Consider the following 23485-nt stretch of genomic DNA (forward strand, 5'->3'; position numbering starts at 1 on the left):
CTATAAACCGCAAACCATAAACACTAAACGGTTAAACCTCAAACCCTAAACTTGCCAAACCATGACGCCCGATGCTTCCCGGCCGACCGCCTTGCGCGTGATCCGGATCGGAAAAAATAAAGACAATGACGTGGTGCTCGAAAAACCGGGCATCAGTCGCTACCACGCCCGGCTGACGCTGTACACCGACTTTCTGGGTTTGCTCGAAGACCTCGACTCCACCTACGGAACCGAGGTTGACGGGCGTCGGATTGTGCAGAAAATGATTACGCCGAGCAGCGACGTGGTGCTGGGAACCATCGCCAAACTGGACGTCAGAACGCTTTTCGAGAAAGTCCGGCCCCCGGCGTCAATTCCTCCTCCCATTCCCAAACCGCTGCCGAACCAACCGCCCGGCCCGATTCCGCAACCAACCCCCGTGGCACCTGCCGGTAATTTTGCCGAAGAGCTATCCCGCCTGAGCTGGCACTATGAACAGTATATGACGGCGAAACAGGAAATTCTGACCGGTGATCCGAAGAAAAAAGCCTGGATTCGGGTCGCCATTGGCTGGGTTCCGTACGCTGGTTTTCCGCTGGCGGCTTTGATCGATGCGTACGTCTTCAATACCACCGAACGGGTTCAGGTGCTGGACGAAGCGTTCCGGCGCGATTACAAATGCCCGAACCCCGCCTGTCAGCAGTTTCTGGGCTACGTTCCCTACAGCGAACTGGTGCGGCAACGGCAATGTCGGTATTGCAAATGCCTGTGGGTTTGATCCCCGAAAAAAAATTGAAAAAATTTTTCACTGGGGCACTGACATCCCGCAAGCGGCCCGGATAAAGAAGTAGAAAGCGCAACAAAGCGACTCAAAATCAGCTCACATACTAAATCATTCCGACAATGAACCCGACTTCCGAATCCTTCGATCAGCCCACGCAAACCGGAAACGATCAGGCTACGCCAGTAGCCAAAACCGGTGGTAAAAAACTGACCGGCAAACAAAAAGCCGCCCTTTTCGCCGGTCTGGGCGGAGCAGCCGCCATCGCCGGTGGCAGCGCCTTCGCCTGGGGCATGAGCGAAGAAGATGGCAAAGCCAACAACACGCATCCGGAAACCAAACCGGCTACGGAAACGCCTTCCAAAGTGGAAGAACCCAAACCGTCGACCGAAACGCCTTCCGATAGCACGCACGTCAGCACCAATCCCCGCCCGGAAGTAACTCCAAATGCGACTCCCTCCTCCCAAACCACTCCTTCAGAAAACGAAACTTCTAACTCGCACGAACCCATGGTTGCTACCCACGTTACCGACGACATGTCTTTCGAAGACGCTTTCAAAACCGCCCGTGCGGAAGTGGGCCCTGGCGGTTATTTTGAATGGAACGATCACCTGTACAACACCTACTACAAAGAAGAGTGGGAAGCGATGACCGAAAAGCAACGGGAAGAGTATGCCGCTTCGCTTCAGGACGAAACCGGCTCGACCCCAATCCATACGGTGAGCAACGAAGCCAGCCAGCCCGATATCAAAGTTGGCGAATACAACGGCCATACCGTTGCGCTGGGCGATGTGGATCACGACGGCGACTCGGAAGTGATCGTCATTGACGGAACCTCGGGGGCTATCGACCGCGACAACGATGGCATCATGGAAACCCGCGTTGAATTTGATCCGGAAACCCACAAAGTCACGGCCCAGACTCCGCTGGCGACGACTTTCGAAGCGCCGAAAATGAGCGCACTGGAGTCGAACGAGACCCGACTGGTTTCGAACGAAACCGCTTCCGAAAACAAACCGGATGTTGTTACAACTGAATACCAGGGACATACAATCGTCGCCGGAGATACGGATCACGACGGCGATGCCGAAGTGGTGATCGTCGACGGAACTTCCGGAGCGGTGGATACCGACAACGACGGTATTCTGGAAACCCGGGTTGAACTAGATCCCAACTCGCACGAATTGATTGCCTCCGCGCCAATGACTGATGTCTACCGGTCCCCCGCTCTAAGCGACTTCGGCACCTCCCAAAATCAGTCGACGCCTTCATCAAGCGACACGACCCCGGAAGTGGAAGTTGTAACCGTCAGTCAGGATGGCCACGACGTCAAACTGGGCGATTCCAACCAAGATGGGTATGTGGACATTGTGATGCTGGAGGACGGAAAAACCGTCATCGATGTGGACGGCGACCACCAGTTCGACACCGTTGCGCAGGTTAACATGGAAACCGGCGAAGTTTTAACGGCGGCTCCCCTGGAGCACCCATTCGAAGCGCCGACGATGGATAGTTTTTCGTCCGATGAAAACCGGATGGCCAGCAACGATTACGACAACAACGCCGACGTCAGCGACTGGGTTGCCTGAGCGCTTTTGCCCCACTGATTCCGTAAATTGCTTTTTGTCAGACTATTATGAACGTTCAGGAACTCACTCTCACTTGCGGAAATCCGGCCTGCCGCGCCGGTCTCACCGTCCGGGTCAAAGTCCCCACGCAGGCCAAAGAAGTAAAATGTCCGAAATGTGGTTACTTAAATCCTTTACCCGCGAGTTTGTCGGCGCCCCAAAAACCGGTCCCGGCGGCTTCGGATGAGGAAACGGCGATCAAGGAGAATGACACCGAGAAAACGTGGATCCAGGGCCTGGGAGATGCCAAACCGGCGCTGCCGGAAGTGCTCGGCTGGCTGATCGTTCATGATGAAAAAACGGCCTCACAGACGTTCAATCTGAAAAAAGGGCTCAACACGGTGGGGCGGATTTCTCAGAAATCGCCTTCCGATCTGATGATTCAGACGGAAGACCGGTACATGAGCCGCCCGCACTGCACGATTGAAGTGAAAATCAACAAAATGGGGCAGGTCGATTATGTGCTTCAGGACGGTGCCCGCCAACCCGACGGCACCCGCAAAAAAAGCCAGAACGGAACTTACCTCAACGGCCAGGAACCGGCGCTGCATCCTTCGGAACAAATCTACCTGAAAGACGGCGACACCGTTCAGATCGGCGAAACCAAAGTGGTGCTGAAAACCTACCAGATGTCCGAATCCCTCCAGAAAGCGCACCGCCAGGTGGAGGGCAGCGACTACACCCGCACCATTTTATCCTTCAACTAGTACCAACCGGCCCACTTCCCATGAAACTAACCATTCACCAGCCTTTGGGGTATTCCTTCCAGGGGGGACGCAGCAATAACGAAGATACCATTTTTCCGCTGGCCGACGACGCTACGCAGCAGCAGCCCTGGTTTATGGTGTGCGACGGTGTGGGCGGAGCCGCCCGGGGTGAAATTGCCAGCCACATCGCCGTCGAGGGTTTCAACGACTATTTCATCCGGCATCCCGAACCGGTGGCGACGCCGGTTTATCTACAAGCTGCGCTGGATTACGTGCAGGCTCAGTTTGACGATTACCTGGCGCGGCACCCGGAAGGCAACGGAATGGCGACTACCCTAACCCTACTATATCTGCACGAAGCCGGAGCCAGCGTAGCCCACATCGGCGACAGCCGGGTTTATCATCTCCGCAACGGCAAGGTGATCTGGCGCACGGAAGACCATTCGCTGGTGAATCAACTGCTGAAAGCCGGGGTTATTTCGCGCGAAGAAGCCCGCGAACATCCCCAGCGCAACGTCATCGAACGGGCTATTCAGGGCAGTACCAAACCGGTTAAAATCGACGTGCAGGTGCTCAACGACGTTCGACCCGGCGACTATTTTTTCCTCTGCACCGACGGTGTGCTGGAACGCGTCAGCGACGAATTGCTGGAAAATGTTTTGGGAACCACGACTTCCAATGAAGAGAAAAAACAAATGCTGGTCGATTGCTGTACCGGGAAAACCAAAGATAATTTTTCGGCGTACCTGGTTCAGATCGAAACCGTTAGCGGTGACGTTGCCGACGAATACCGGTTTTCTGCTCCGGTTTATGCGCTCCCGGAAACGGTGGCCGACGAAACCGTGGCCGTGGTAGCGGTTGATTCCGTTCGGACGGCTCCGGCGGAAGACCAAATCCATCCGCGCGTCAGCCCGGAACCCAGGTCGACGGCCGTTCCGCCCCGCAAATTTGACGAACCGGCTTCGACGGATAGGCCTTCCCCTGATACCGATTCGCTTTCCCGGCTATTGACCGTCGCCCTGCTAGCCGCCGTCCTGACGCTGGGTGGGGTGATGACTTACAAATGGGCAAAATCCGATAAAACCGGTCAGGGACAGGGCGCAGGAACGGCCCAACGGCAAACGAAACCGAAACCCGAAATCGACGTTCTGCCCCCAAATACGACGCCGGATTCCGATTCCCGAAAACGGGCCGACGAAGTAAGCCAGGCCGTTATCAGTGCCGGAAAAGCACCGGTTTTAATTGCCGGAAAGCTGTATAAAAAGCCAACCGAAGACGGCTGGATGCTGGTGGATGAAAAAGGCGAGAAAAAACGTAAAACCAAGGTGTACGACGAAATCGGGAAAGCCAGCGACAATTTCGTTCCCGTCCGGAAAGATACAAAATGGGGCTATATCGATCTGGAAGGCCGGGTAATGATCTGGTGTCAATTTGACAAAGCCGGAGATTTTGCCGCAGGCCGGGCGCTGGTCTCCAAAGGCGGTCAGGAATATTACATCGACAAAACCGGGCAGGTTGCCCAACCCGCTGAATCAGCGCCCGGCCAGGAAACGGCTGTTTCAAAAGCCGACCCGGTAGCGGTTTTCATTCATCCCAGCGAAGAGTTCCTTTTCAATCACATACGATCATGAAATGCTTTTTAGTAAGTATCCTGACGCTGGTAACCGTCGCCAGCGGATTCGCTCAGCAAACCTACGCGGTTGTCATGGGTGTCGCTGATTACGTGGGCACGGTCAACGACCTGCGGTACGCCGACGACGATGCCTGGCTGGTCACCCGGTTTTTGCGCAGCCCAAAAGGCGGCAGTGTTCCGGCCGGTAACATCGTTACACTGGTGAATGGCCAGGCCAGCCACGCCAACATCATCCGGGCGCTCCAGCTTTTTCAGCGCGCCCAACGCAACGACCGGGTCATTGTTTTCTTTTCCGGCCACGGCGCCGACGGCACGTTTTTCACAGCCGACGGGATGGAATTGCTGCATTCCGAAGTAAAAACCGCCTTCCGGCGGTCGGCGGCCAAAACCAAGGTTGTCTGGGCGGATGCCTGCCACTCGGGAAGCATCCGGCGAAAAGCCAGCGCCCGCACGGTTTCCCAGCAGACTTACAAGCAACTGAATGATCCGTCGCTCAACGTCGTGGTGATGGCGTCGTCGCGATCCAGTCAAAATTCGGGTGAATACGACAAGCTGCGGCAGGGCGCTTTTACCTATTACCTGGTGAAAGGCGCAGAAGGTGCCGCCGATACGGACCGGAACCGGATCGTTACCATCAGCGAACATTTCAGATACGTCAACACCTGGGTTCGGCAGATGACGAATAACCAGCAGATTCCGATCATCTACGGCAAATTTTCCGACACAACCCCCGTCACGATTTTATAATTGTAACCCCTAAATCCCCTGAAGGGGACTTGGACACAGAATTTTCCAGATGCAAAAAGTCCCCTTCAGGGGATTTAGGGGTAAATCAGAAGGAAGTCTTACGTATATTGAGAAGATTTTAGTTATTCAGCGATTATGATTCTGCCTCCGAATCCGTGCAGTGCCTTTGCAACCGATGAATTACTTTTTGCCGGTTTGAAAAACAGCGACGACCGGGCCTACGCCTGTCTCTACGCGCAGACGTTTCGTTCCTTTGCCCACTATGTTCAAACGCATCAGGGCTCGATGGAACACGCGCAGGACGCTTTTCAGCAGGGCATGGCGGAGTTCTACGTCGCCGTCAAATCCGGACGCTACCAGTTGTCGCCTTCGGCCCGTCTGAAGAGCGTCCTTTTTGAATTTTGTAAACGCAAGTGGATCAATGAATTGCAGAGTGCCCGTTACCGCCATACGCAGCCCCTGGAGGTTTACGTCGACCGGAGTGAGGACGATCCGGCGGATGCGCTGATGGCTTTTTCCGAAAACGTCAGCAAGGTCAATCAGTTGCTCCGGCGGATGGGCGAGAATTGCCAGCGGGTGATCGACCTGTTTTACATTCAGGGAAAACCGCTCGTCGAAATTGCCCGGATTATGAATTACACGCCCCAAACCGCCCGCACCAAGCGGTACGAGTGTACCGAACAATTGAAGAAACTGTTTTGGGGAACGGGCCAATTAAACTAGCAAGCTCATGGCTTTAACTGAATCCGAATACGACCGAATCGAAGCCTACCTGGAAGGCACACTCTCCCCCGACGAACAACGGCAATTGGAAGCCGAACTGGCCGCCGACCCCGACCTGCAACAGGCCGTCGACGAACACCGGGTGATCTGGGAAGGCCTGCAAGTGCCGGTGGCGGTGGAATATTTCCAGGAAATGCACGGCCAGCTCGAAGAGCAGGGATTGCTCGAATTCGATGAGCTTTGGGTGGAAGCCATTGACGCTGAACAGCATACTTCACCCGATCATTCCGCCCATCCGCACTCCGATCACGACGAACCGGAAGTTTTTGTAACGTCCGACCCGAAAACCGGTCCCGACGATACGACCTCGCACATCGAAGTAGCGGTTCACGATGAACCGGAAACTCCGCACTCCCACCCGGATCACCAACCCGACGATTGGGACACCCCGCTCGATTCGGACAGCCCCGACCCGCATTACAACGACCCGGAAGAGTATTAGAGGTTGTCTAAATTTTGAAGTTTCCCTTATTTCGCTTTGCCCCAACCCCTAAAGGAGCTTCAGCAAGCCGGTCAAAGTCCCCTTTAGGGAGTTGGGGGCAGATTTAACTAGTCAAAATCAGATTTTTATACAGTTTCTTAAAAGAAATGATGAATGTCGAATGTAAAAGTAAAACCGGAATCGGAGCAGTCACTTTTACATTTAACATTCATCATCGCTCTAGCGACCCGGTTTACATGTATCATTCTTTACTTCACGCTTGTCCCCGCCAGGCGGTTTGGAAGAAAGATCGATTTGTCGCGCAGAAAGGCTGCAATCCAGACCAGCACCAGCACCATACCGGCATTGACCAGCGGTTTATCGTGTGACAGGTCGGTTCCCATCGCCCCGGCGAAATAGCACGACAGCAGGATAAAGCCCAGCTTCATGGTTTTAGGATAAATGAAGAGCGCGGCAAACGTAATCTCCATAATTCCCAAAACCGGGATATACGGCCCAACGCCCGCTTTGGTCAGGCCCTCCACCACTTCGTTTCCGCCCATCAATTTCATGATGCCGCTCAATATCGTCATGCCGCTGGCGATAACCGTAAAAATGATGGTGATAATCTGTTTCGCTTTCGTATTCATGATTGTAATTAGGTTATGTGCAAACCACCTCCGGTTATTCACCGGAAGTACTGCGTTCTGGTTGCGGTAAAATTACAATCAGTCACTATGCAAAAGATAGCACTATCCCAAAGGATACCGGTATCCTTTGGGATAGTGTCTTAGCTGTTTGAGGGATTCGCTAAAACCGGTTTAGGGTTTAAAGTCTAATTGTTTAATTCAACGCAGGCTTAATTCTTGATTTATACGACGGAGCATTAACCGATAAAATCCCATAGGGATGCAATCTTTGTAGGAAAAACCTGTGCCCGATATCTTTGAATTAACTACTTGACTACAGGATAATTATTTTTTTGCAAGGCTATCTATTAAAACAAATCTATCAAACCGCAGGCTGGGCCGGGCGCTGAAAGGTGGCTTCGCCCCAGGCCAGTTGCGGGTAGAAGATGAAAGGCAAAAACAATAGTCCGACCGTGAAGCCCTCGGTTTTGCCAAACCGCTTTCCGAGTAAATTCAATACCCAGACCAGGATGATGAGGTTGACGTACGGGATCAGCAGCAGCAACACCCACCACCAGGGCTTATCGACAATGCGCAAGAGTGTCAGCGTGTTGTAAATCGGCACAAGGGCAGCCCAACCGGGTTCGCCGGCTTTCTCGAACGTTTTCCAGAGGGCGGTAGTAATAACTCCGGCGACTAGCAGAGAACCGGCGCCGATCATCAGAACTCCGGCCTGAGCGACGGTGTTGGCGGTACTTAACAGAATGACAGCATTCATGATTTTGTATCGTTTTAGGATTGACTACTAAATGATTAGCTCATGCGGAACGAGCGAACAATGTGCAGCAGATCGGATTCGTAGTCCGGCTGTCTGGATTTTAACGTCCAGGCAAAAACCTGGTAATACCTGTCCGACGATTTATAAAAACCGTTGATGCAGTACAGCGGAATGGTTTTTCCATCTTTCACATAATCGACATCGCGGATGATATACTGCATCCCTTCGTCCGTCTGGCCCACGTCGGATTGGCTGCGGGTCCGGAAAGTTTCGCTGTTGATCGTCGTATATTCCCGGTACTGATCCAGGTTGTAGATTTTATTGGCCTCGACATCCGCCACCCGCTCGGTAAAAACCACCAGATACAGCTCCTGACCGGGATTCGAATACTGAACTTCCGCGCCGTCGCGCAGGTTGGTGACCGTCTGCATGGAGCGCGGTACTTCGACCGTAAAATCCTGACCTCTCACTAGTTGCGTACTGACAAAACCGCCAAAAACCGGTTTTTCGGGACTCGAACCCGATTCGTTTTGGTTCGGTTCAGCATTGTAGCTTCCATAGTCGGAGTCGCTGTAAGAGGAAAATACACCATTCGAAACCATACTCAGCAGCAGCAATCCGAACAGAATCAGGCCAATGCCGACAGCCGCCACAATGTATGCCTGCCGCAACGCAACGGGCGAAGGCTGCACCGGCGGTTTGGGGAAATAGGCATCTTTCAGGAACGGAGCCGGGCCGGGCAGCGGCACGGGCGGAGGAGGAACTGGCACCGGACGCGGTTCCTGACGCGGTTGTCCGGGTACGACCAGTTGGTAGGTGTCGCCGTTGACCTCGATCCGCGACGCCTGTCCCTGCTTCCGAACCAGCGCCTTTTTGTCTTCAATGTCGGTAATCGAATCAAATTCAACCGGAACGACCAGGTCCCCGGCGGTGTTGACCAGCCCCCAGCGGGGACCAATCCGGACGGCGGCATACCCTTCGCTGAACGACCGCTGCTCGTCGTAGGCGTTGACCGGAACCGGTGGCAAAATAACCGGCAGTTCGATCGGTTCCGGTTCCGAAGGCGACAAAATCCGAAGTAGCGTATCGGCTTTCTGAACCCGCTGGTCGATGTCGTGCACCAGGCACTGACGAATCATCGTCTGGTACGGTTCCGGAATCTGATCGAACTGCGCCGGAATCTCAACCTGATTGATTCGCTGGATAATCTGCATGCGCTCGGTTTCAGAACCCGCGCCGGTGTCGGCCAGGAACGGTTTTTTCCCGGTCATCAGCTCGTACAAAATCACCCCGAACGACCACAGATCGACGTTAAAATTCATCCGGCCATTCTTCAACTGCTCCGGCGCCATGTAATACACCGAACCCGCGATGGTCGAATTCATGAAGGCCATCGACATCTCCCGGTTTTCGTCGTTCCGAATGATTTTACTCAGGCCGAAATCCGTAATCAACGGTACGTACTTTCCGTACGGCGTCCGGGCAATCAGAATATTCTGCGGTTTCAGGTCGCGGTGCGCCATCTGGTGCCGGTGTAAATGCGCCAGACCGCTCAGAATTCCGGTAATGATATCGTCCTTTTCGGGTTGCGTCAGCGTCTTGTTCAGCAGCAGTTCGGCCAGATTTCCCTCTTTGTAGTATTTCAGCACGGCAATATCGATCGGGCCATAAACGGTCGTAAACCGCTCGCAGACTTCGTAGCGGGCAATGTTGGCGTGCCGGGGAATTTGATTGGCGAGTTCGACCTCCCGTTTGAGCGACAGATCGCGCTGCTCGGTCCGGACGTTCGAAACCTTGATGGCCACCCACTGATTCTCGATGGTGTCCCAGCCTTTAAAAACCGACCCAAAACCGCCTTCGCCAAGGCGTCCGAAATCTTCGTCGTTTTCCGGCGAACTGAACTTGCCGGGCTCATAGTGGTAGCGTTTGCGGAATTCTTCGTAAGTCATGGGAAAAGGTGTTTTTAAGAAATCTACGGCGCGAACAAGCGGTGGTTTTCCGCCCGCTTATTTCTTTATCCGGGTACCTGCTAAAGAGTCAGTGGTAAATTGAAAAAAAAGTAACGAGGGGAGAATATACGGCGAAACCGCTTTATTTTAAAGTTTCATTAAACATTTTATAATCAATAAGTTAACCTGATTTTTTCTGTACACTCAAGACATTGCGAACGGTTAACCGGTTGCCTGTTTATTCGAGTAAGAGGGTTCCGGGTAGGGCTAAATCTCCTTACTTTTGCGTGCTTGTTGATGCGTTCAATTCATGAAAAAAATCTTTATACTCAGTCTGATCAGTTGCGCGATTCTGGCGGGATGCCGTACGCCGAAAACCGACAAAACCGCTTCGTCCAGCCAAAAACCGGTCACCACCCTTGCCTTCGGTTCGTGCAGCGACCAGAAACGGCCCCAACCGCTCTGGGACGATATCGTGGCCCAAAAACCGCAGGTCTGGATCTGGCTCGGCGATAACATCTACGGCGATTCGGAGGTGATGGACACGCTCAAAGCCAAATACGACAAGCAGAAAGCCAATCCGGTTTACGCCCAATTACGGCAATCGACCCAGATCATCGGCGTTTGGGATGACCACGATTACGGCGTCAACGACGGCGGAAAAGAATACCCGCGCCGGAAGGAAAGCCAGCAGTTGATGCTCGATTTCCTGGATGTGCCGAACAACAGCCCGTTGCGGCAACAGGAAGGTGCTTATTCGTCACATGTTTACGGGCCGAAAGGGCAGCGCGTGAAGGTCATTCTGCTCGATGGGCGGTATTTTCGGGACCCACTGAAGAAAGTCAACAAAACCAATACGCCCGATCCTTCGGGCGATATTCTGGGCGAACCGCAATGGCAATGGCTTGAAAATCAACTCACCAATTCCGATGCCGATGTGCACATCATCGGTTGCGGCATTCAGTTTCTGGCGAATGAACACGTTTACGAGAAATGGGGCAATTTCCCGACTGCGCGCCAGCGGTTTTTCGATTTGCTGAGCAAAACCAAGCCAAAGGGCGCGATGCTGATCAGTGGCGACCGGCACATTGCGGAAGTCTCCAAAATCAACCTTCCGGGCCTGGGCTACGATTTGTACGACATCACCAGCAGCGGCCTGACGCATACGTCCAGCCCCCGCGAAGAACCCAACGCGCTTCGGGTTGGCAAGGTGGTTTTCGACCTGAATTACAGCCTGATCACCATCAACTGGGACAAAAAACCGCTGACGGCCACGGTGCAGATCAACGGCGACAACGGAGCTACGTACCTGACGCAGGAAATTGGATTTTGATGGCGTATCAGCCGCCTGTCAGCCAGCCCAGAATGGCTGGTCCCCAGTAGTATAAGGTAAAATAATAGGTCCCAAGCAGCAGAAAACCGGTCGCCAGCAGCAGCACGGCAGACGCCCCGAGCCGGAGGGCGGGCGAGGCTTTGTAGGAACGCGCGCGGCTAAAAGCGTCGGCAACCAGCAGATTAGGGAGGTAGAAGAAAAACGCCATGACGTGATCGAACGGGCCACTGAACGAACGCGAGTGGCCCGCGCCGTCGGCCAGCAGAAACCAGAAACCGTAGTCCATACGGTATAACCACGACCCGATCGCCAGCGCATACAGGCGTAACGCCCAGATTCGGTGCCGGTCGGTATCCCGCCGGACGGCGTACCGGTACGTCTGAATGGCCGAAACAAACATCAGGACGCCGTAGAGCCCAAAACCGATGTTCATCACCGTTCCGCCGATGGTTCCTTTGAGGGCAATGAATACCAATCCGCCGACGGCCGCCAGCAGACAGGACAGCACATACAAACGCCCAAGCCAGCGGTGCAGCGCCGGAAACCGAACCCGAACCGCATCGATCAACTGAATACTGCCCAGCACCAGAATAATGCCGCCCATCGCAAAGTGCAGGCCGATACCGGTAGTTGCCGCCGTGGTTTGCGGTTCGTATAAACGGGGCAATACGTTGTTCCAGCGCTGCATGTTGCCTTCATAGAGCGCGGCCGCATAAAACGCCAGAATGTATAAACCGAACAGGGCCGCACTCGTCCAGACCGTTGCCACGAGCAGCACGGAGGTCCACCGCAAAGCCTTTTTACTGAATGGCATCAGTGGCTGATGCGACACCGACCCGGAAATCGTATCGGGTAAACCGTTCGTCATGGATTCGGACTGTTATCAATCTGCAGGTGATCGTGCCCCTTGCTTCGGCGGAAATGCAGGAATGCCGCAATCAGGTAGGCCACACTGGCCAGGGCATAGACGTAAGGCAAACCGGTTTTGCCGTCGTGAAAATACAATCCGCTGACAATTCCCAGCACGACGGCTTCGGCCAGAAAAACCAGTGCGTCGAAGCTTTTGACATACTGCGCCAGCCGGTGGTGGTAGATGCTCATCAAAACCATGATGATCCCGATTATTCCCAGCAGAATACCGGTTGTCAGGTGTCCGTGTTCGGCTTTATCATAGGCTTTGAGAAGAACAATAACACCCGCAAAGGCGTGGGCCAGTTGTTTGATTTTTTCCCGGGAAAGAGCCATCGAATTGATTTTTAACAAATATAGAATTTTCTTAGATTGGGCAAGCATGTACACTGAAACTCAGAAATTTCGCCAACCCTTGATCTGGGCGCTGCTGGTCGGCTGCCTGACGCTGTATCGCTGGCAAGCCGTTGGCGTCGGGATCATGACGGGCGTGCTGATATTGTTCTGGTTTTTACTCATCGGAACCCAACAGCCCGAACAGGTTCGGAAACTGGCGGAAAAAGACTACACACCAAACCGTTAGCGGTTTTTCACCCGCCGAGTCCATTTAGCAGAAAAATCCGGCCTGCTCTCGCTTCTGTTTTTCAGGGCGACGACCGGTTTTCGTCTGTCCATTTATATTCTAATTGCCTTAACCCACTTGTGACATGAACGACGTATTCGATTTTTTCCGGCGGATGGCCGACACCAGCGACTGGCCTCCCCGCTGGAATTGTGGCCGCTGGACCGATTTTCACGGCTGGCTCTACCTCCTTTCCGATCTCACCATCTGGCTCGCCTATATGGTCATTCCGCTCATCCTGATCCGGTTTATTTTTATCAAAAAAGGAGTGCCTTTGGCGGGCGTTTTCTGGCTTTTCGGGGCTTTTATCCTGTTCTGCGGCCTCACGCACCTCCTCGATGCCGCCATGTTCTGGATTCCGGCCTACCGCATCAATGCCCTGATCCGCTTCCTGACGGCGGTGGTGTCGGTGGCTACGGTGGTGGCCCTGATCAAGTATTTTAACGAGGCCGTTGGGCTGCGAACGTCGAAAGAATTTGACCACGAATTGGCCTACCGGCAACTGGCCATGCAGGAACTGACCCGCTCGAACCAGGAGCTGCAGCAGTTTGCCTACATCGCATCGCACGACCTGCAATCGCCCCTGAAAACCATTGCCGGTTACCTGTCGCTGCTCGAAACCAAACACGGCGATCAACTGGATGCCGACGCCCGGCGACTCATTAGCGTTTCGACGGGTGCCGCCGAACGCATGCGCACCCTGATCAACGATGTGCTCGATTTTTCGCGCATTGGCAATGAAATAACCTTTACGCAGGTGAACCTGTCGCAATTGATCGACGAAATTCTGGAAGAACAGCAATCCGAAATGAAGAGCACCGGAGCGACGCTGGACAGTGAGCCGTTGCCAACCATTACCGGCCACCGAACCGACCTGAAACAGCTCTTTCAGAATCTGATTTCCAATGCGCTTAAATACCGCCAGCCCAACGTTGCGCCCTTCATCCGGATTCAGGTCACGGAAGAGCCGCATCAATACCGGTTTTCAATCAGCGACAACGGCATTGGGATCGACAACCAGTATTTCGACCGGATTTTCCAGATTTTTCAGCGGCTTCACGGACGCAACAAGTATTCCGGCAACGGCATCGGTCTGGCAACCTGCAAGAAAGTGGTTGATATTTATGGCGGTCAAATCTGGCTCGAAAGCACTGTAGGCAGCGGAACTACGGTTTATTTTACGATTCCGAAGGTGATCAAAACCCTTTATCAATACGCCCAGACCGATTCGCTGCATTCACTCAATTGAAAAATTAGGACGTAATGATCGGATTTGATTTACTTTCTATACCTGAGGCAAAAGTTCAAAACACAATTTTTCCGGGTCATCACTTTCGATTGGGTAAAATCCGTTTTTAGTCAGAACACCAATAGAAGCCTGATTGTCAGGCAATGTATGGGCTATTATTCGCGTCACTCCGGGCTGTTTCCAGGCATGATTAACCAGCGTGTCCACAATTTCGGTAGCAAACCCCCGGCTTCGCCAGTGCTCCGAAACAGAATACCCGATTTCCAGTGAACCTTCCGCATCGGGCGGACCAAAATAACCGCCCCCAGCCACCAGCGTAGCGGGCGTGTCAGCAGTAGGCAAAGCCACCACATACCAGCCATACCAACCTATCGCGTCGGGGCCACCGGTTTCCTGTTGGTCCAGAAAAAACCGCATTGCGTCCTGATCGTATTCACCCGGTGGCCAATCCGCCGGAATATCGACATTCAGGATTTGACCAAGTTGTTGGCGGTCAGACAATTCCACCCTTAATAATGAAGGAGAACTAGCGATAAAAAGAAGGCGGGGTGAATAGAGGAACGCTGAACTCATAGTCAAATCGGGTTATTTTACTCAGCTGTAGCAACCACCCGCAGCCGTTTGTAGTCGGCATACCAGCGGCCATTCCGAAATAGGGTCGGTTGCAAGGCGGTTTGGGTATCTTCCAGAATCGACGCCTGGTCAGCCGGATCAACGCCCGGGAAAAAATTGCTACCAAACTGTTCAATCCAGTCTATGATACCTCTTTCGGGATCGTTCAAAACCGTATCCCGGTCGTAGTGCTGGGCGAGCGTTACCCGAAAACCGTGTTTTTCCAGCACCGAGGTGTATTCACCAACGGACGGAAAATACCACCAGGAAACCGGTAGCGGATACCCGCGTTTCTGAAGCTGGCGGGCCACTTCGTCCGTGATTTGCTTCACGTTGCCTTTGCCGCCAAACTCGGCCACAAACCGCCCGCCAGGCTTTAAGTGCTTCCTGATCTGGCGGATAGCGGCTTCAAAATCGGTAATCCAATGTAAAACCGCATTCGAGAAAACGGCATCGAAACGTTCGGACAACTCAAAATCCGTGGCATCGCCCAGCCGAAAGTCAAGCGCCGGAAATTGCTGGCGGGCTTTGGCAATCATCGGCTCCGACGCGTCGAGCCCCAGCACCACAGCGCCCCGGTCGGCAATCTGCTGCGTCAGTTCGCCGGAACCGCAGCCCAGATCCAGAATGTGTTCGCCCGGTTGGGGTGCCAGCAAGTCAATCAAACCCGCGCCGTACTGGAAGACGAAAGCGTGTTTTTCGGTATATAAATCCGCGTTCCAATCCATTTTATTTCAGACGGTTTTAGCCGCCGTTTTCGACCAATTCCTTCAATCCTTCGAGAATTTTGTCCCAGCCTTTCTCCGATCGTTCAAACCGCTCCTCAGCCCCCTCGCCCGAACCGACGTCGTCGGAAATGGAGAGAACGGTTTCGCCGTTTTCGTACGTCAGCTTGTCGGTCACGGTCGAAAAATCCGTATCCTCATCTGCCGCATCACCGTTGGTCAGGGTGTATTTTAACAACTTATTCGGCTCGATTTCCACGATCTGGCCCTTCATTTCGATCGATTTGACCAGGAAAAGTTTGCCCGTAAACGTGATTGTGCTGCCCACTTCCCAGTCCGAGTAAACTGCACAGTTAAAAAAGTATTTTTTGGTTTTTTCCGGGTTGGTCAACGCATCCCAAACCGCTGCGGGTTCCGCTTTGATGCGGATTTGCCTCCGGACGACAAATTCTTCCATGATCGTGCCTGTTACCGCTGCCGACGTCGTTGTCTTTGGCGTAAACGTATAATCGTCAGCTCGCCGGATTGTTCGACGAATGCTGAAACCGGAAGAAATCAGGTCTGAATAACGCCCACATTAAACGCCTTCGTGATCGGCGCGTGGTTAGCGGCTTCGATGCCCATCGAGATCCAGGTGCGGGTTTCGAGCGGATCTATCACCGCGTCGACCCAGAGCCGGGAAGCGGCAAAATAGGGCGAAAGCTGTTCGTTGTACTGATTCGTAATTTTCTGGAGCAATTCCTGTTCCTTCTCCGGCGTAATGGTTTCGCCTTTGGCTTTTAACGACGCCACCTGAATCTGCAGCAGCGTTTTGGCCGCCGACGCCCCGCTCATCACCGCCATCTGGGCCGTGGGCCAGGCCACGATCAGTCTTGGATCATAAGCTTTGCCGCACATGGCGTAGTTGCCCGCGCCGTAGGAATTGCCCACCACCACCGTAAATTTCGGCACCACCGAGTTCGCCATCGCGTTCACCATTTTCGCGCCGTCTTTGATAATCCCGCCCTGCTCCGACCGACTTCCGACCATAAAACCCGTGACGTCCTGCAAAAACACCAGCGGTATTTTCTTCTGGTTGCAATTCATGATAAACCGCGCGGCTTTGTCGGCCGAGTCGGAATAAATCACCCCGCCCATCTGCATTTCGCCCGGCCCGGCGGTGCCGCCCGCACCCGTCCGGCCTTTGGCCTTCACCACTTTCCGCTGATTGGCCACAATCCCGACGGCCCAGCCATCGATACGCGCGTAACCGCACAGAATCGTCTGGCCGTAGAGTTCCTTGTATTCGTCAAACTCGGAGTTGTCGACCAGTCGGGCAATGATTTCGCGCATGTCGTACGGTTTGACGCGATCGACCGGCAGCAGATCGTAAATTTCCTGCGGATTTTTGGCGGGCAAAACCGGTGCGGTACTGCGGTTAAAACCGGCTTTTTCCGGCTCGCCCAATTTATCAAACATGCTGCGAATGGCGTCCAGACAGCTTTTTTCGTCGGGGTATTTGTTGTCGGTCACGCCCGAAATTTCGCTGTGGGTGCTGGCGCCACCGAGTGTTTCAGCATCGACATCTTCGCCAATCGACGCCTTCACCAAGTACGGACCCGCCAGAAAAATTGAGCCGGTGCCTTCCACAATCAGGGCCTCGTCCGACATGATCGGCAGGTAGGCCCCCCCCGCGACGCAACTGCCCATAATGGCCGCAATTTGAACAATTCCCATCGCCGACATTTGCGCGTTATTGCGGAAAATCCGCCCGAAATGCTCTTTGTCGGCAAAAACTTCGTCCTGAAGTGGTAAGTACACGCCCGCGCTGTCGACCAGGTAAATAATCGGCAGGCGGTTTTCCATCGCGATTTCCTGCGCCCGAAGGTTCTTTTTGGCCGTAATCGGAAACCAGGCCCCGGCTTTCACCGTCGCGTCGTTGGCCACAATAATGCACTGCCGACCCGACACGTAACCCATTCCAACCACGACGCCCCCCGACGGGCAGCCGCCGTGTTCGGCGTACATGCCTTCGCCCACAAACAAACCGATTTCGATAAATGACGAGTTGTCATCGATCAGGTAATGAATGCGTTCGCGCGCGGTGAGTTTGCCTTTGCGGTGCTGGTCTTCAATTTTCTTCGATCCACCGCCCAGCTGCGTTCGTTCCGTTCTACGGCTTAATTCATCGAGAAGTGGTGTCATGGGTTTGTCTGTTTACGGAGAGTATTCGGTTTACGGTTTTCAGTCCCGGCTGAGAAGCGCACCGTAAACTGAAAACCGTAAACCGAATACCGTAAATTTATTTAGCCGAATCCGAAAGGGGAACCACAATTGTTGCACTTTGCGGGGAGTTTGCGGCCGGTTTTTCTTTTTTGCCGAACAGCGAAAAATGAACGTAGCGTTTCGGGTGTTCGCGGAAATCGGTCAGCAGTTTGTCCAGGCTGGCCGTGGCGCTGTTCACATTTTTGTACAGGGCTTCGTCGCCTTTCAGCTTGCCCAGCGTGCCTTTGCCGCTGTTGACATCGGCCAGCATTTGTTGCAGCGTACTAATGGATCGGTTGACCGTCGCTAGCGTCTGACTCAGTTTCAGCGCGTTGAGCGAATCGGCAAAGGTCCCGGCTTTGGTCAGCAGCGGTTTGATCTCCTTCTCGGTTTCAGCCAGCGAGGCCGACAGATTGCCCAGGTTCGTCATCAGTCGCTTGATGCCTTCGCGGTTTTCGCCAATTGTCTGATTCAGGGCCCCGGTTGTTGCCTGCGCACCTTCCAGCGTTTTGTTCAGAATCAGGCCTGTCCGGTCAAACTGTTTGACAATCCGGTTCAGATTAGTGGTCAATGAATCGACGTTGTTCAAAACCGGCAGGGCCTTGTCTTTGAGCAGGGCCGTAATACCACCCTCTTTGCCGCTGAGCAGCGTGTCGCCCACCCCGAGCGGTTTGCCCGACTGATTGATTTGCAGAATAATGACTTTACCGCCCAGCACCCCGGCATCGGCCAGAATCGCTTTGGAGCCCTGCCCCACCTCGATTCGTTTATCGACGTCGAGCGTCACCAGCAGTTGATTGCCTTGTTGTTGTAAAATGTCGATCCGGTCGACGCGCCCCACGCTTAAGCCGTTGAGTTGCACCGGATTTGAGGCCGTCAGTCCGTCAACGTTATCATAAACGACGACGTATTTATTGGATCGGGAAAAAATATCGGAACCTTTGAGGTAATTAAATCCGAAATAGAGCATCGCCAGTGCAACTACTGCCAGAATGCCGACCTTTGCTTCTTTTGAAATTTTCATGCGGAGTGTGAATGGATGAATGGCCATATGGTTTTTAGCCATTTATCCATTCAACAATAAAAACCGTTGCGAAGTTAGCAACAACTTACTTACTCTGCTGCATCTACTTCGTCTTTATAGGCTTTAAAAGCCCGAAAAATGGCCTGTGCCATTTCGTCCTGCCCCTCTTCGGAAGCTAGATAACGTTCTTCATCCGGATTGGTGATGTAACCGGTTTCAATCAGAACGCTGGGCATGGTTGTCCGCCAAAGTACAATAAAACCGGCCTGTTTGACGCCCCGGCTGGGCCGGTCGGCGTTTTTCTTGAAACTCCATTCCACTTTTTGCGCAAAGTCAACACTGCTGTTCATGAACGCGTGCTGGTAATTGGCCAGCATGATGTGGGCCAGCGGAGAATCCGGATCGAAACCCTGGTAATTTTCCTTATAGTTACTTTCCTTTAGAATAACCGCATTTTCGCGTTTCGCAACGTCCAGATTGCCATTGGTTTTGTGTAATCCCATGGTATAGGTTTCCGTTCCGCTCACGCGGCTGGACGAGGGGCTGGCGTTGACGTGAATCGAAATAAACAGGTCGGCTTTGTTGCGGTTGGCGATGGCCGAACGTTCGTTCAGCTCGATAAAAACATCCGTTGACCGCGTAAAAATCACCTTCACGCCCGGCAATTCAGCTTTGATTAGTCGGCCCAGTTCCAGCGCAATTTTCAACACAATCCGCGATTCCCGGTTTCGTTTGGTCATCGTGCCGGGGTCTTTGCCGCCGTGACCGGGATCGAGAACGACGGTTCGCAGCCGACCGGGCCGGACTTCCGCCGGTTGTTGTTCCTGTTTTGGATTATCCTGCGGTATAACCGGCGTCATCGCGGGCAGCGCCAAAAGACCTAGAACGGGAATCAGGAAAGTGAAAGCACTCAACAGCGATCGGACGGGCGTTTTGGCAACGGCTCGCTTTACTTTAATAATTTTTAACAGGTTTAACCGTTTCAAGGCAGTATTGGAATGAAGTTAGCGACTAACTTTGTAAACCGGAGCAGAACCGGAACCATCCGGCCCGTTGACCGAGGGGTTGACAGCGTAAGCCAGCGCTGTATTTCAAGCAAATATAATTTTTTTGATAAAACTGAAAAACATATACTTTATTATACGGAATCTGGTTTGTTACCTGATCGTTGTCTTTCCGCTGCTCCTACACGCACAGCAAAAACCGGTGCGTCGTACGGTCCCGGCTTTTACACCGCGCTCCGCAACGCCGACTTCCGCGACCGTTACCGGCAATTCGGTACGGGTAGACACCACGCGCCGGGACTCGCTCCAGGTAAACCGCCGGGATTCGGTCGATACCGGCAGTAATTTACAAACAACCGTCAACTATTCCGCCAAAGATTCCACGCTCTTCGATGCGACGGGCCAGATTGTTGAACTTTTCGGCGATGCAAAAGTCGACTACGGCGATATTCACCTGACGGCGGCCTACATTAAACTAAACTGGACGACCAACGAAGTGTTTGCGCGCGGCCGTTACGATTCAACGGCCCGGAAAATGGTCGGCTTACCGGTTTTTCAGGACGCCAGCGGGCGGTACGACACGCAGGAAATCCGGTTTAATTTTAAAACCAAAAAAGGCTTCATCAAGGGCGTCATTACGGCGCAGGGCGAAGGCAATGTACGCGGAAAAACCGTCAAGAAAGACGCTGAAGACAATCTGTACATCCGAAACGCCATTTACACGACCTGTAACCTGACCACTCCGCACTTTCACATCAATGCGAGCAAGATCAAGGTAGTTCATAATAAACAGCTCATTTCGGGACCTTTCAATCTGGTTATCAATGACATACCAACGCCTTTGGCGTTGCCGTTCGGGTTTTTCCCGATTCCCAAGAAAAGCGAAATCGGCACATCGGGGCTGATCTTCCCGCAATACGGCGAGGAACCCAACGGGCGCGGTTTTTACCTCCGCGACGGCGGTTATTATTTCGCCATCAACCAGTACATCAGCATGAGTTTGCGGGGCCAGATTTACTCCAACGGAAGCTGGGGGCTGGGCCTGTCGTCGGAATATCTGAAACGGTACCGCTACGGGGGTAACTTTGCCCTTTCCTACGCCAAAAACCAGCCTACGACGCTCTTCGATCGGAAAGCCCAACCGCGTAATGATTTCAGCATCATCTGGTCGCACTCGCCCCGGCCGCGCGGAAATTCGCAGTTTTCGGCTAACGTGAACGTCAGCAGTAACAGTTATAACCAGTTAAATACGGCCCTGACATCGAGTCGCTACGTTTCCAACGCGGCCAACTCCGGCGTGAACTACAGTCGCAAATTCGGGCAGTATGTTCAGACCTCGGCCAACCTGAATGTCAGCCAGAACTTCGGGAAACTGAATCCGACCACCGGAATTCGGGAGAGTGGCCAAACCAATATTTCGTCCGGTTTTAACCTGGGCGTGGCCCAGATTGCCCCTTTCGCGCTGAAAGGCGGCACCGGCAGATGGTACGAAAGTTTCCGTTTAGGGCTCGATTTCAACGCGCAGGCAACCCTGAACAATACCAAACGGACGGTCGATATTACAAATCTGGGCTTTCCGGTGGTAACCAATATCGCTATTCGGGGGGATACCGCCCAACGGATCCGGGATAGTCTGGCTACCATTGCCAATCAGGAGGTCTATATCAACTCCAACCTCTTTCCATTTACGGTGGCCAACCTGCCTACTATTCTAAACAATGCCCAGATTAGCAGCCGGTATTCCCTGCCGATTTCGCTGCCCAACTTTAAGCTCGCCAAATACCTCAACTTTACGCCGGGGATTTCGCTGAGTGGCGATGTTTATACGAAAAGTCTGCAATACACCTATTTACAGGATCGAAAAGCCGTGAAGGTCGATACAATCCCCGGTATTTCGGCAACGTACTTTCTTTCCTTCAGCGCATCGATGAACACGCGGGCATACGGTACGTTTTTCATAAAAGCGGGAAGGCTGGAAGCCATCCGGCACACCATTGCACCTTCTATTTCAGTTAGTTACACCCCGGATTTGTCCAGTAACTTTACAACTACCTTAAACCAGTACCGCGACCCGTACGACACCACGAAGGTCCTGCGGGTTTCCAGATACCGGGGTCTGGGCGGAACCGCCGGAGCCACCAGCTTTACGGGCCGGTCGGCTTCGATCAGCTACAGCATCGTCAATCAGATTGAAATGAAGGTCCGTTCGCGGAGTGATTCGGCCAAGAGTGAGTTCGAGAAGATTTCGCTGTTCGACAACATCAGTCTGTCGGGATCGTACAACCCGTACGCGCCCCAGTTCAAATTTTCGACGCTGAATTTGAGCGCCAACACCCAGATTCTGAAGAAAGTCAGCTTTAACTTTTCGTCGACGTTCGATCCTTACGCGTATTCCAAGAATGTGAAGACTCCAACCGGAGTTTATTACGTCCCGGATCAGTCCGAGTTCTTCCAGCGGGGGCCTTATGTCAATTCTTACCACATCAATAAGGTTGATACACTGGCGTTTAAGTTAGGTCAAGGCCTGGCTCATTTGCAGAATATGAACTTTTACCTGAGCACCCAGTTTGCGCCCAAGGATGCTAAAAAGCCGAAAGCGGCGCCCAAAGAAGGGACCACGCCCGTGGAAGCGGCCGAATTGCGGCACATCAACCGAAACCCGGAAGACTACGTCGATTTTAACATTCCCTGGAGCGTGAACCTCAGCTACACCTTCAGTCTGACGAAGCTGACGCCCATCGAAAGCCAGATTATTCAGACGCTGCAGCTGACGGGCGATTTGAGTCTGACACCTAAATGGAAGGTTTCGCTGCAAACCGGTTTTGACTTTTCGGCCAAAGCGCCTTCGCTCACCACGATTACGCTGCACCGCGATCTGCACTGCTGGGACATGAATTTCAGCTACACGCCTTTTTCGGGAAACCGGTATCGCTCCAATTTCTATTCATTCGATCTGCGCGTGAAATCAACCATTCTGCAGGATTTGAAACTCAGCCGCCGTCGCGGAAATTCGGTGGGATACGGTGGTTATTAAGAACCGGCAGCGTTGGCCCGTCCAATAAAAAAAGGCATCCAGAGCTCTGGATGCCTTTTTTTATTGGGATTGAAATAACTTTTGGCTTCTTATTTCGTGCCTTTTTTCTTGTTCTTGTCAGCCGCCGGTGTTGCCGGTGAAGCAGCTGCGGTCGATTGTGCATCTTTTGCGATCACTTCGCCCGTCAGGTTCAGGGGGATGGATGCGCGTTCGGCGTTGCTCACAACGGTTACGTTCTTGTTGAATGAACCCATGGCAGCCGCGTTATAAGTAGCTTTCACAAAACCTTTCTGGCCCGGCAAAACGGCGCTCTTGGTCCAGTCTGGCGTTGTGCAACCACAAGAGGGTTGAGCGTTCGAGATAACGACAGGGTCAGTACCGGTGTTCGTAAACTCAAACGTGTACGTAACCGGCGTTCCCTGCGGAACTTTACCGAAGTCATGCGACTCTTTGGTGAATTTAATAACGCCTTTCTGAGCGAAAGCAATGGTCGTAATTGCCAAAAAAACCACGACAAGTGAAAAAGCCTTTTTCATTTCTTTTTTAAAATTTAGTTACAATAAACAGGTAGACTACGTTACAATCCTATGTACTACAAAAGGTTTGCCAGTGAAATATTGGCATGTGTTCGCTTAACAAAGAAAGTCAAAAAATCGTTTTTTTGAAAGCTGCCAAACTTTATATTATTTTTACT

At 53.0% G+C, this 23485-nt stretch carries 23 protein-coding genes; 11 read left to right on the plus strand and 12 right to left on the minus strand.

Annotated features, from left to right (window positions below; all coding sequences use genetic code 11):
• Nucleotides 1-61 precede the first annotated feature (61 nt).
• From GJJ30_RS19465 to GJJ30_RS19495, 7 genes are all read left to right on the plus strand, one after another.
• Nucleotides 62-757 carry an FHA domain-containing protein gene (locus tag GJJ30_RS19465; RefSeq protein WP_154176849.1) on the plus strand — a complete coding sequence of 232 codons (696 nt, stop codon included), beginning with the start codon at nt 62-64 and terminating at the stop codon, nt 755-757.
• A gap of 125 nt (nt 758-882) precedes the next feature.
• Nucleotides 883-2349 carry a hypothetical protein gene (locus GJJ30_RS19470; protein ID WP_154176850.1) on the plus strand — a complete coding sequence of 489 codons (1467 nt, stop codon included), beginning with the start codon at nt 883-885 and terminating at the stop codon, nt 2347-2349.
• A 47-nt stretch (nt 2350-2396) separates the two neighbouring features.
• Nucleotides 2397-3095 (plus strand): FHA domain-containing protein, encoded by a 699-nt coding sequence (locus tag GJJ30_RS32060; protein WP_170299234.1) that lies wholly within the window; start codon nt 2397-2399, stop codon nt 3093-3095.
• A 20-nt stretch (nt 3096-3115) separates the two neighbouring features.
• A complete protein-coding gene (locus tag GJJ30_RS32065; protein ID WP_170299235.1) occupies nt 3116-4726 on the plus strand; it encodes a protein phosphatase 2C domain-containing protein in 1611 nt (536 codons plus the stop codon).
• Nucleotides 4723-5475 carry a caspase family protein gene (locus GJJ30_RS19485; protein WP_154176851.1) on the plus strand — a complete coding sequence of 251 codons (753 nt, stop codon included), beginning with the start codon at nt 4723-4725 and terminating at the stop codon, nt 5473-5475. The genes GJJ30_RS32065 and GJJ30_RS19485 overlap by 4 nt, the downstream gene beginning before the upstream one ends.
• Nucleotides 5476-5610: 135 nt before the next feature.
• Nucleotides 5611-6198 (plus strand): RNA polymerase sigma factor, encoded by a 588-nt coding sequence (locus GJJ30_RS19490; protein ID WP_154176852.1) that lies wholly within the window; start codon nt 5611-5613, stop codon nt 6196-6198.
• Between the two features lie 7 nt (nt 6199-6205).
• Nucleotides 6206-6700 carry an anti-sigma factor family protein gene (locus GJJ30_RS19495; RefSeq protein ID WP_154176853.1) on the plus strand — a complete coding sequence of 165 codons (495 nt, stop codon included), beginning with the start codon at nt 6206-6208 and terminating at the stop codon, nt 6698-6700.
• A 248-nt stretch (nt 6701-6948) separates the two neighbouring features.
• Here the strand turns inward: GJJ30_RS19495 and GJJ30_RS19500 are convergent, their stop codons facing one another.
• The 3 genes from GJJ30_RS19500 to GJJ30_RS19510 all read right to left on the minus strand — a co-directional run bounded on the left by GJJ30_RS19500 (nt 6949) and on the right by GJJ30_RS19510 (nt 10035).
• On the minus strand, nt 6949-7329 hold the full coding sequence (locus tag GJJ30_RS19500) for a DoxX family protein (protein ID WP_154176854.1): 381 nt from the start codon (nt 7327-7329) through the stop codon (nt 6949-6951).
• 361 nt (nt 7330-7690) lie between these two features.
• Nucleotides 7691-8086: a DUF5684 domain-containing protein gene (locus tag GJJ30_RS19505; protein WP_154176855.1), complete on the minus strand. Its 396-nt coding sequence runs from the start codon at nt 8084-8086 to the stop codon at nt 7691-7693.
• A 35-nt stretch (nt 8087-8121) separates the two neighbouring features.
• Nucleotides 8122-10035 carry a serine/threonine-protein kinase gene (locus GJJ30_RS19510; RefSeq protein ID WP_154176856.1) on the minus strand — a complete coding sequence of 638 codons (1914 nt, stop codon included), beginning with the start codon at nt 10033-10035 and terminating at the stop codon, nt 8122-8124.
• Between the two features lie 310 nt (nt 10036-10345).
• Here GJJ30_RS19510 and GJJ30_RS19515 point away from each other — a divergent pair, with 310 nt between their 5' ends.
• A complete protein-coding gene (locus GJJ30_RS19515) occupies nt 10346-11368 on the plus strand; it encodes an alkaline phosphatase D family protein (protein WP_154176857.1) in 1023 nt (340 codons plus the stop codon).
• Nucleotides 11369-11375: 7 nt separating this feature from the next.
• Here GJJ30_RS19515 and GJJ30_RS19520 read toward each other — a convergent pair whose 3' ends face one another.
• The gene (locus GJJ30_RS19520) at nt 11376-12236 is read right to left on the minus strand and encodes a DUF2306 domain-containing protein (protein ID WP_154176858.1); all 861 of its coding nucleotides are present in this window, start codon (nt 12234-12236) and stop codon (nt 11376-11378) included.
• Nucleotides 12233-12613, minus strand: a complete 381-nt coding sequence (locus GJJ30_RS19525) for a hypothetical protein (RefSeq protein WP_154176859.1) — start codon at nt 12611-12613, stop codon at nt 12233-12235. Before GJJ30_RS19525 ends, GJJ30_RS19520 begins: the two co-directional genes overlap by 4 nt.
• A gap of 46 nt (nt 12614-12659) precedes the next feature.
• Between GJJ30_RS19525 and GJJ30_RS19530 the strand changes: the two genes are divergently transcribed.
• Both GJJ30_RS19530 and GJJ30_RS19535 read left to right on the plus strand, forming a co-directional pair.
• Nucleotides 12660-12860, plus strand: coding sequence for a hypothetical protein (locus tag GJJ30_RS19530; RefSeq protein WP_154176860.1), 201 nt, complete (start codon nt 12660-12662; stop codon nt 12858-12860).
• A 124-nt stretch (nt 12861-12984) separates the two neighbouring features.
• The gene (locus tag GJJ30_RS19535; RefSeq protein WP_154176861.1) at nt 12985-14148 is read left to right on the plus strand and encodes a sensor histidine kinase; all 1164 of its coding nucleotides are present in this window, start codon (nt 12985-12987) and stop codon (nt 14146-14148) included.
• Nucleotides 14149-14184: 36 nt separating this feature from the next.
• Here the strand turns inward: GJJ30_RS19535 and GJJ30_RS19540 are convergent, their stop codons facing one another.
• The 6 genes from GJJ30_RS19540 to GJJ30_RS19565 form a co-directional block, all read right to left on the minus strand.
• On the minus strand, nt 14185-14721 hold the full coding sequence (locus GJJ30_RS19540; RefSeq protein WP_154176862.1) for a GNAT family N-acetyltransferase: 537 nt from the start codon (nt 14719-14721) through the stop codon (nt 14185-14187).
• A 17-nt stretch (nt 14722-14738) separates the two neighbouring features.
• Complete coding sequence (locus tag GJJ30_RS19545) at nt 14739-15488, minus strand: class I SAM-dependent methyltransferase (protein WP_154176863.1); 750 nt, start codon at nt 15486-15488, stop codon at nt 14739-14741.
• A 16-nt stretch (nt 15489-15504) separates the two neighbouring features.
• Nucleotides 15505-15942, minus strand: a complete 438-nt coding sequence (locus GJJ30_RS19550; RefSeq protein WP_154176864.1) for an SRPBCC domain-containing protein — start codon at nt 15940-15942, stop codon at nt 15505-15507.
• A gap of 98 nt (nt 15943-16040) precedes the next feature.
• Nucleotides 16041-17669, minus strand: a complete 1629-nt coding sequence (locus GJJ30_RS19555) for an acyl-CoA carboxylase subunit beta (protein WP_154176865.1) — start codon at nt 17667-17669, stop codon at nt 16041-16043.
• A 97-nt stretch (nt 17670-17766) separates the two neighbouring features.
• The gene (locus GJJ30_RS19560; RefSeq protein WP_154176866.1) at nt 17767-18753 is read right to left on the minus strand and encodes an MlaD family protein; all 987 of its coding nucleotides are present in this window, start codon (nt 18751-18753) and stop codon (nt 17767-17769) included.
• Nucleotides 18754-18842: 89 nt separating this feature from the next.
• Entirely contained in the window at nt 18843-19613 is a 771-nt protein-coding gene (locus GJJ30_RS19565) for an N-acetylmuramoyl-L-alanine amidase family protein (RefSeq protein ID WP_154177052.1), read from the minus strand.
• Between the two features lie 346 nt (nt 19614-19959).
• On the opposite strand from GJJ30_RS19565, the gene GJJ30_RS19570 reads away from it, so the two are divergent.
• Entirely contained in the window at nt 19960-22791 is a 2832-nt protein-coding gene (locus GJJ30_RS19570; RefSeq protein ID WP_310588335.1) for a putative LPS assembly protein LptD, read from the plus strand.
• Nucleotides 22792-22880: 89 nt separating this feature from the next.
• Here the strand turns inward: GJJ30_RS19570 and GJJ30_RS19575 are convergent, their stop codons facing one another.
• Nucleotides 22881-23327 carry a DUF1573 domain-containing protein gene (locus tag GJJ30_RS19575; RefSeq protein ID WP_154176867.1) on the minus strand — a complete coding sequence of 149 codons (447 nt, stop codon included), beginning with the start codon at nt 23325-23327 and terminating at the stop codon, nt 22881-22883.
• Nucleotides 23328-23485: the final 158 nt, after the last annotated feature.

It is taken from the genome of Larkinella terrae (assembly GCF_009668025.1).
GTDB lineage: Bacteria > Bacteroidota > Bacteroidia > Cytophagales > Spirosomataceae > Larkinella > Larkinella terrae.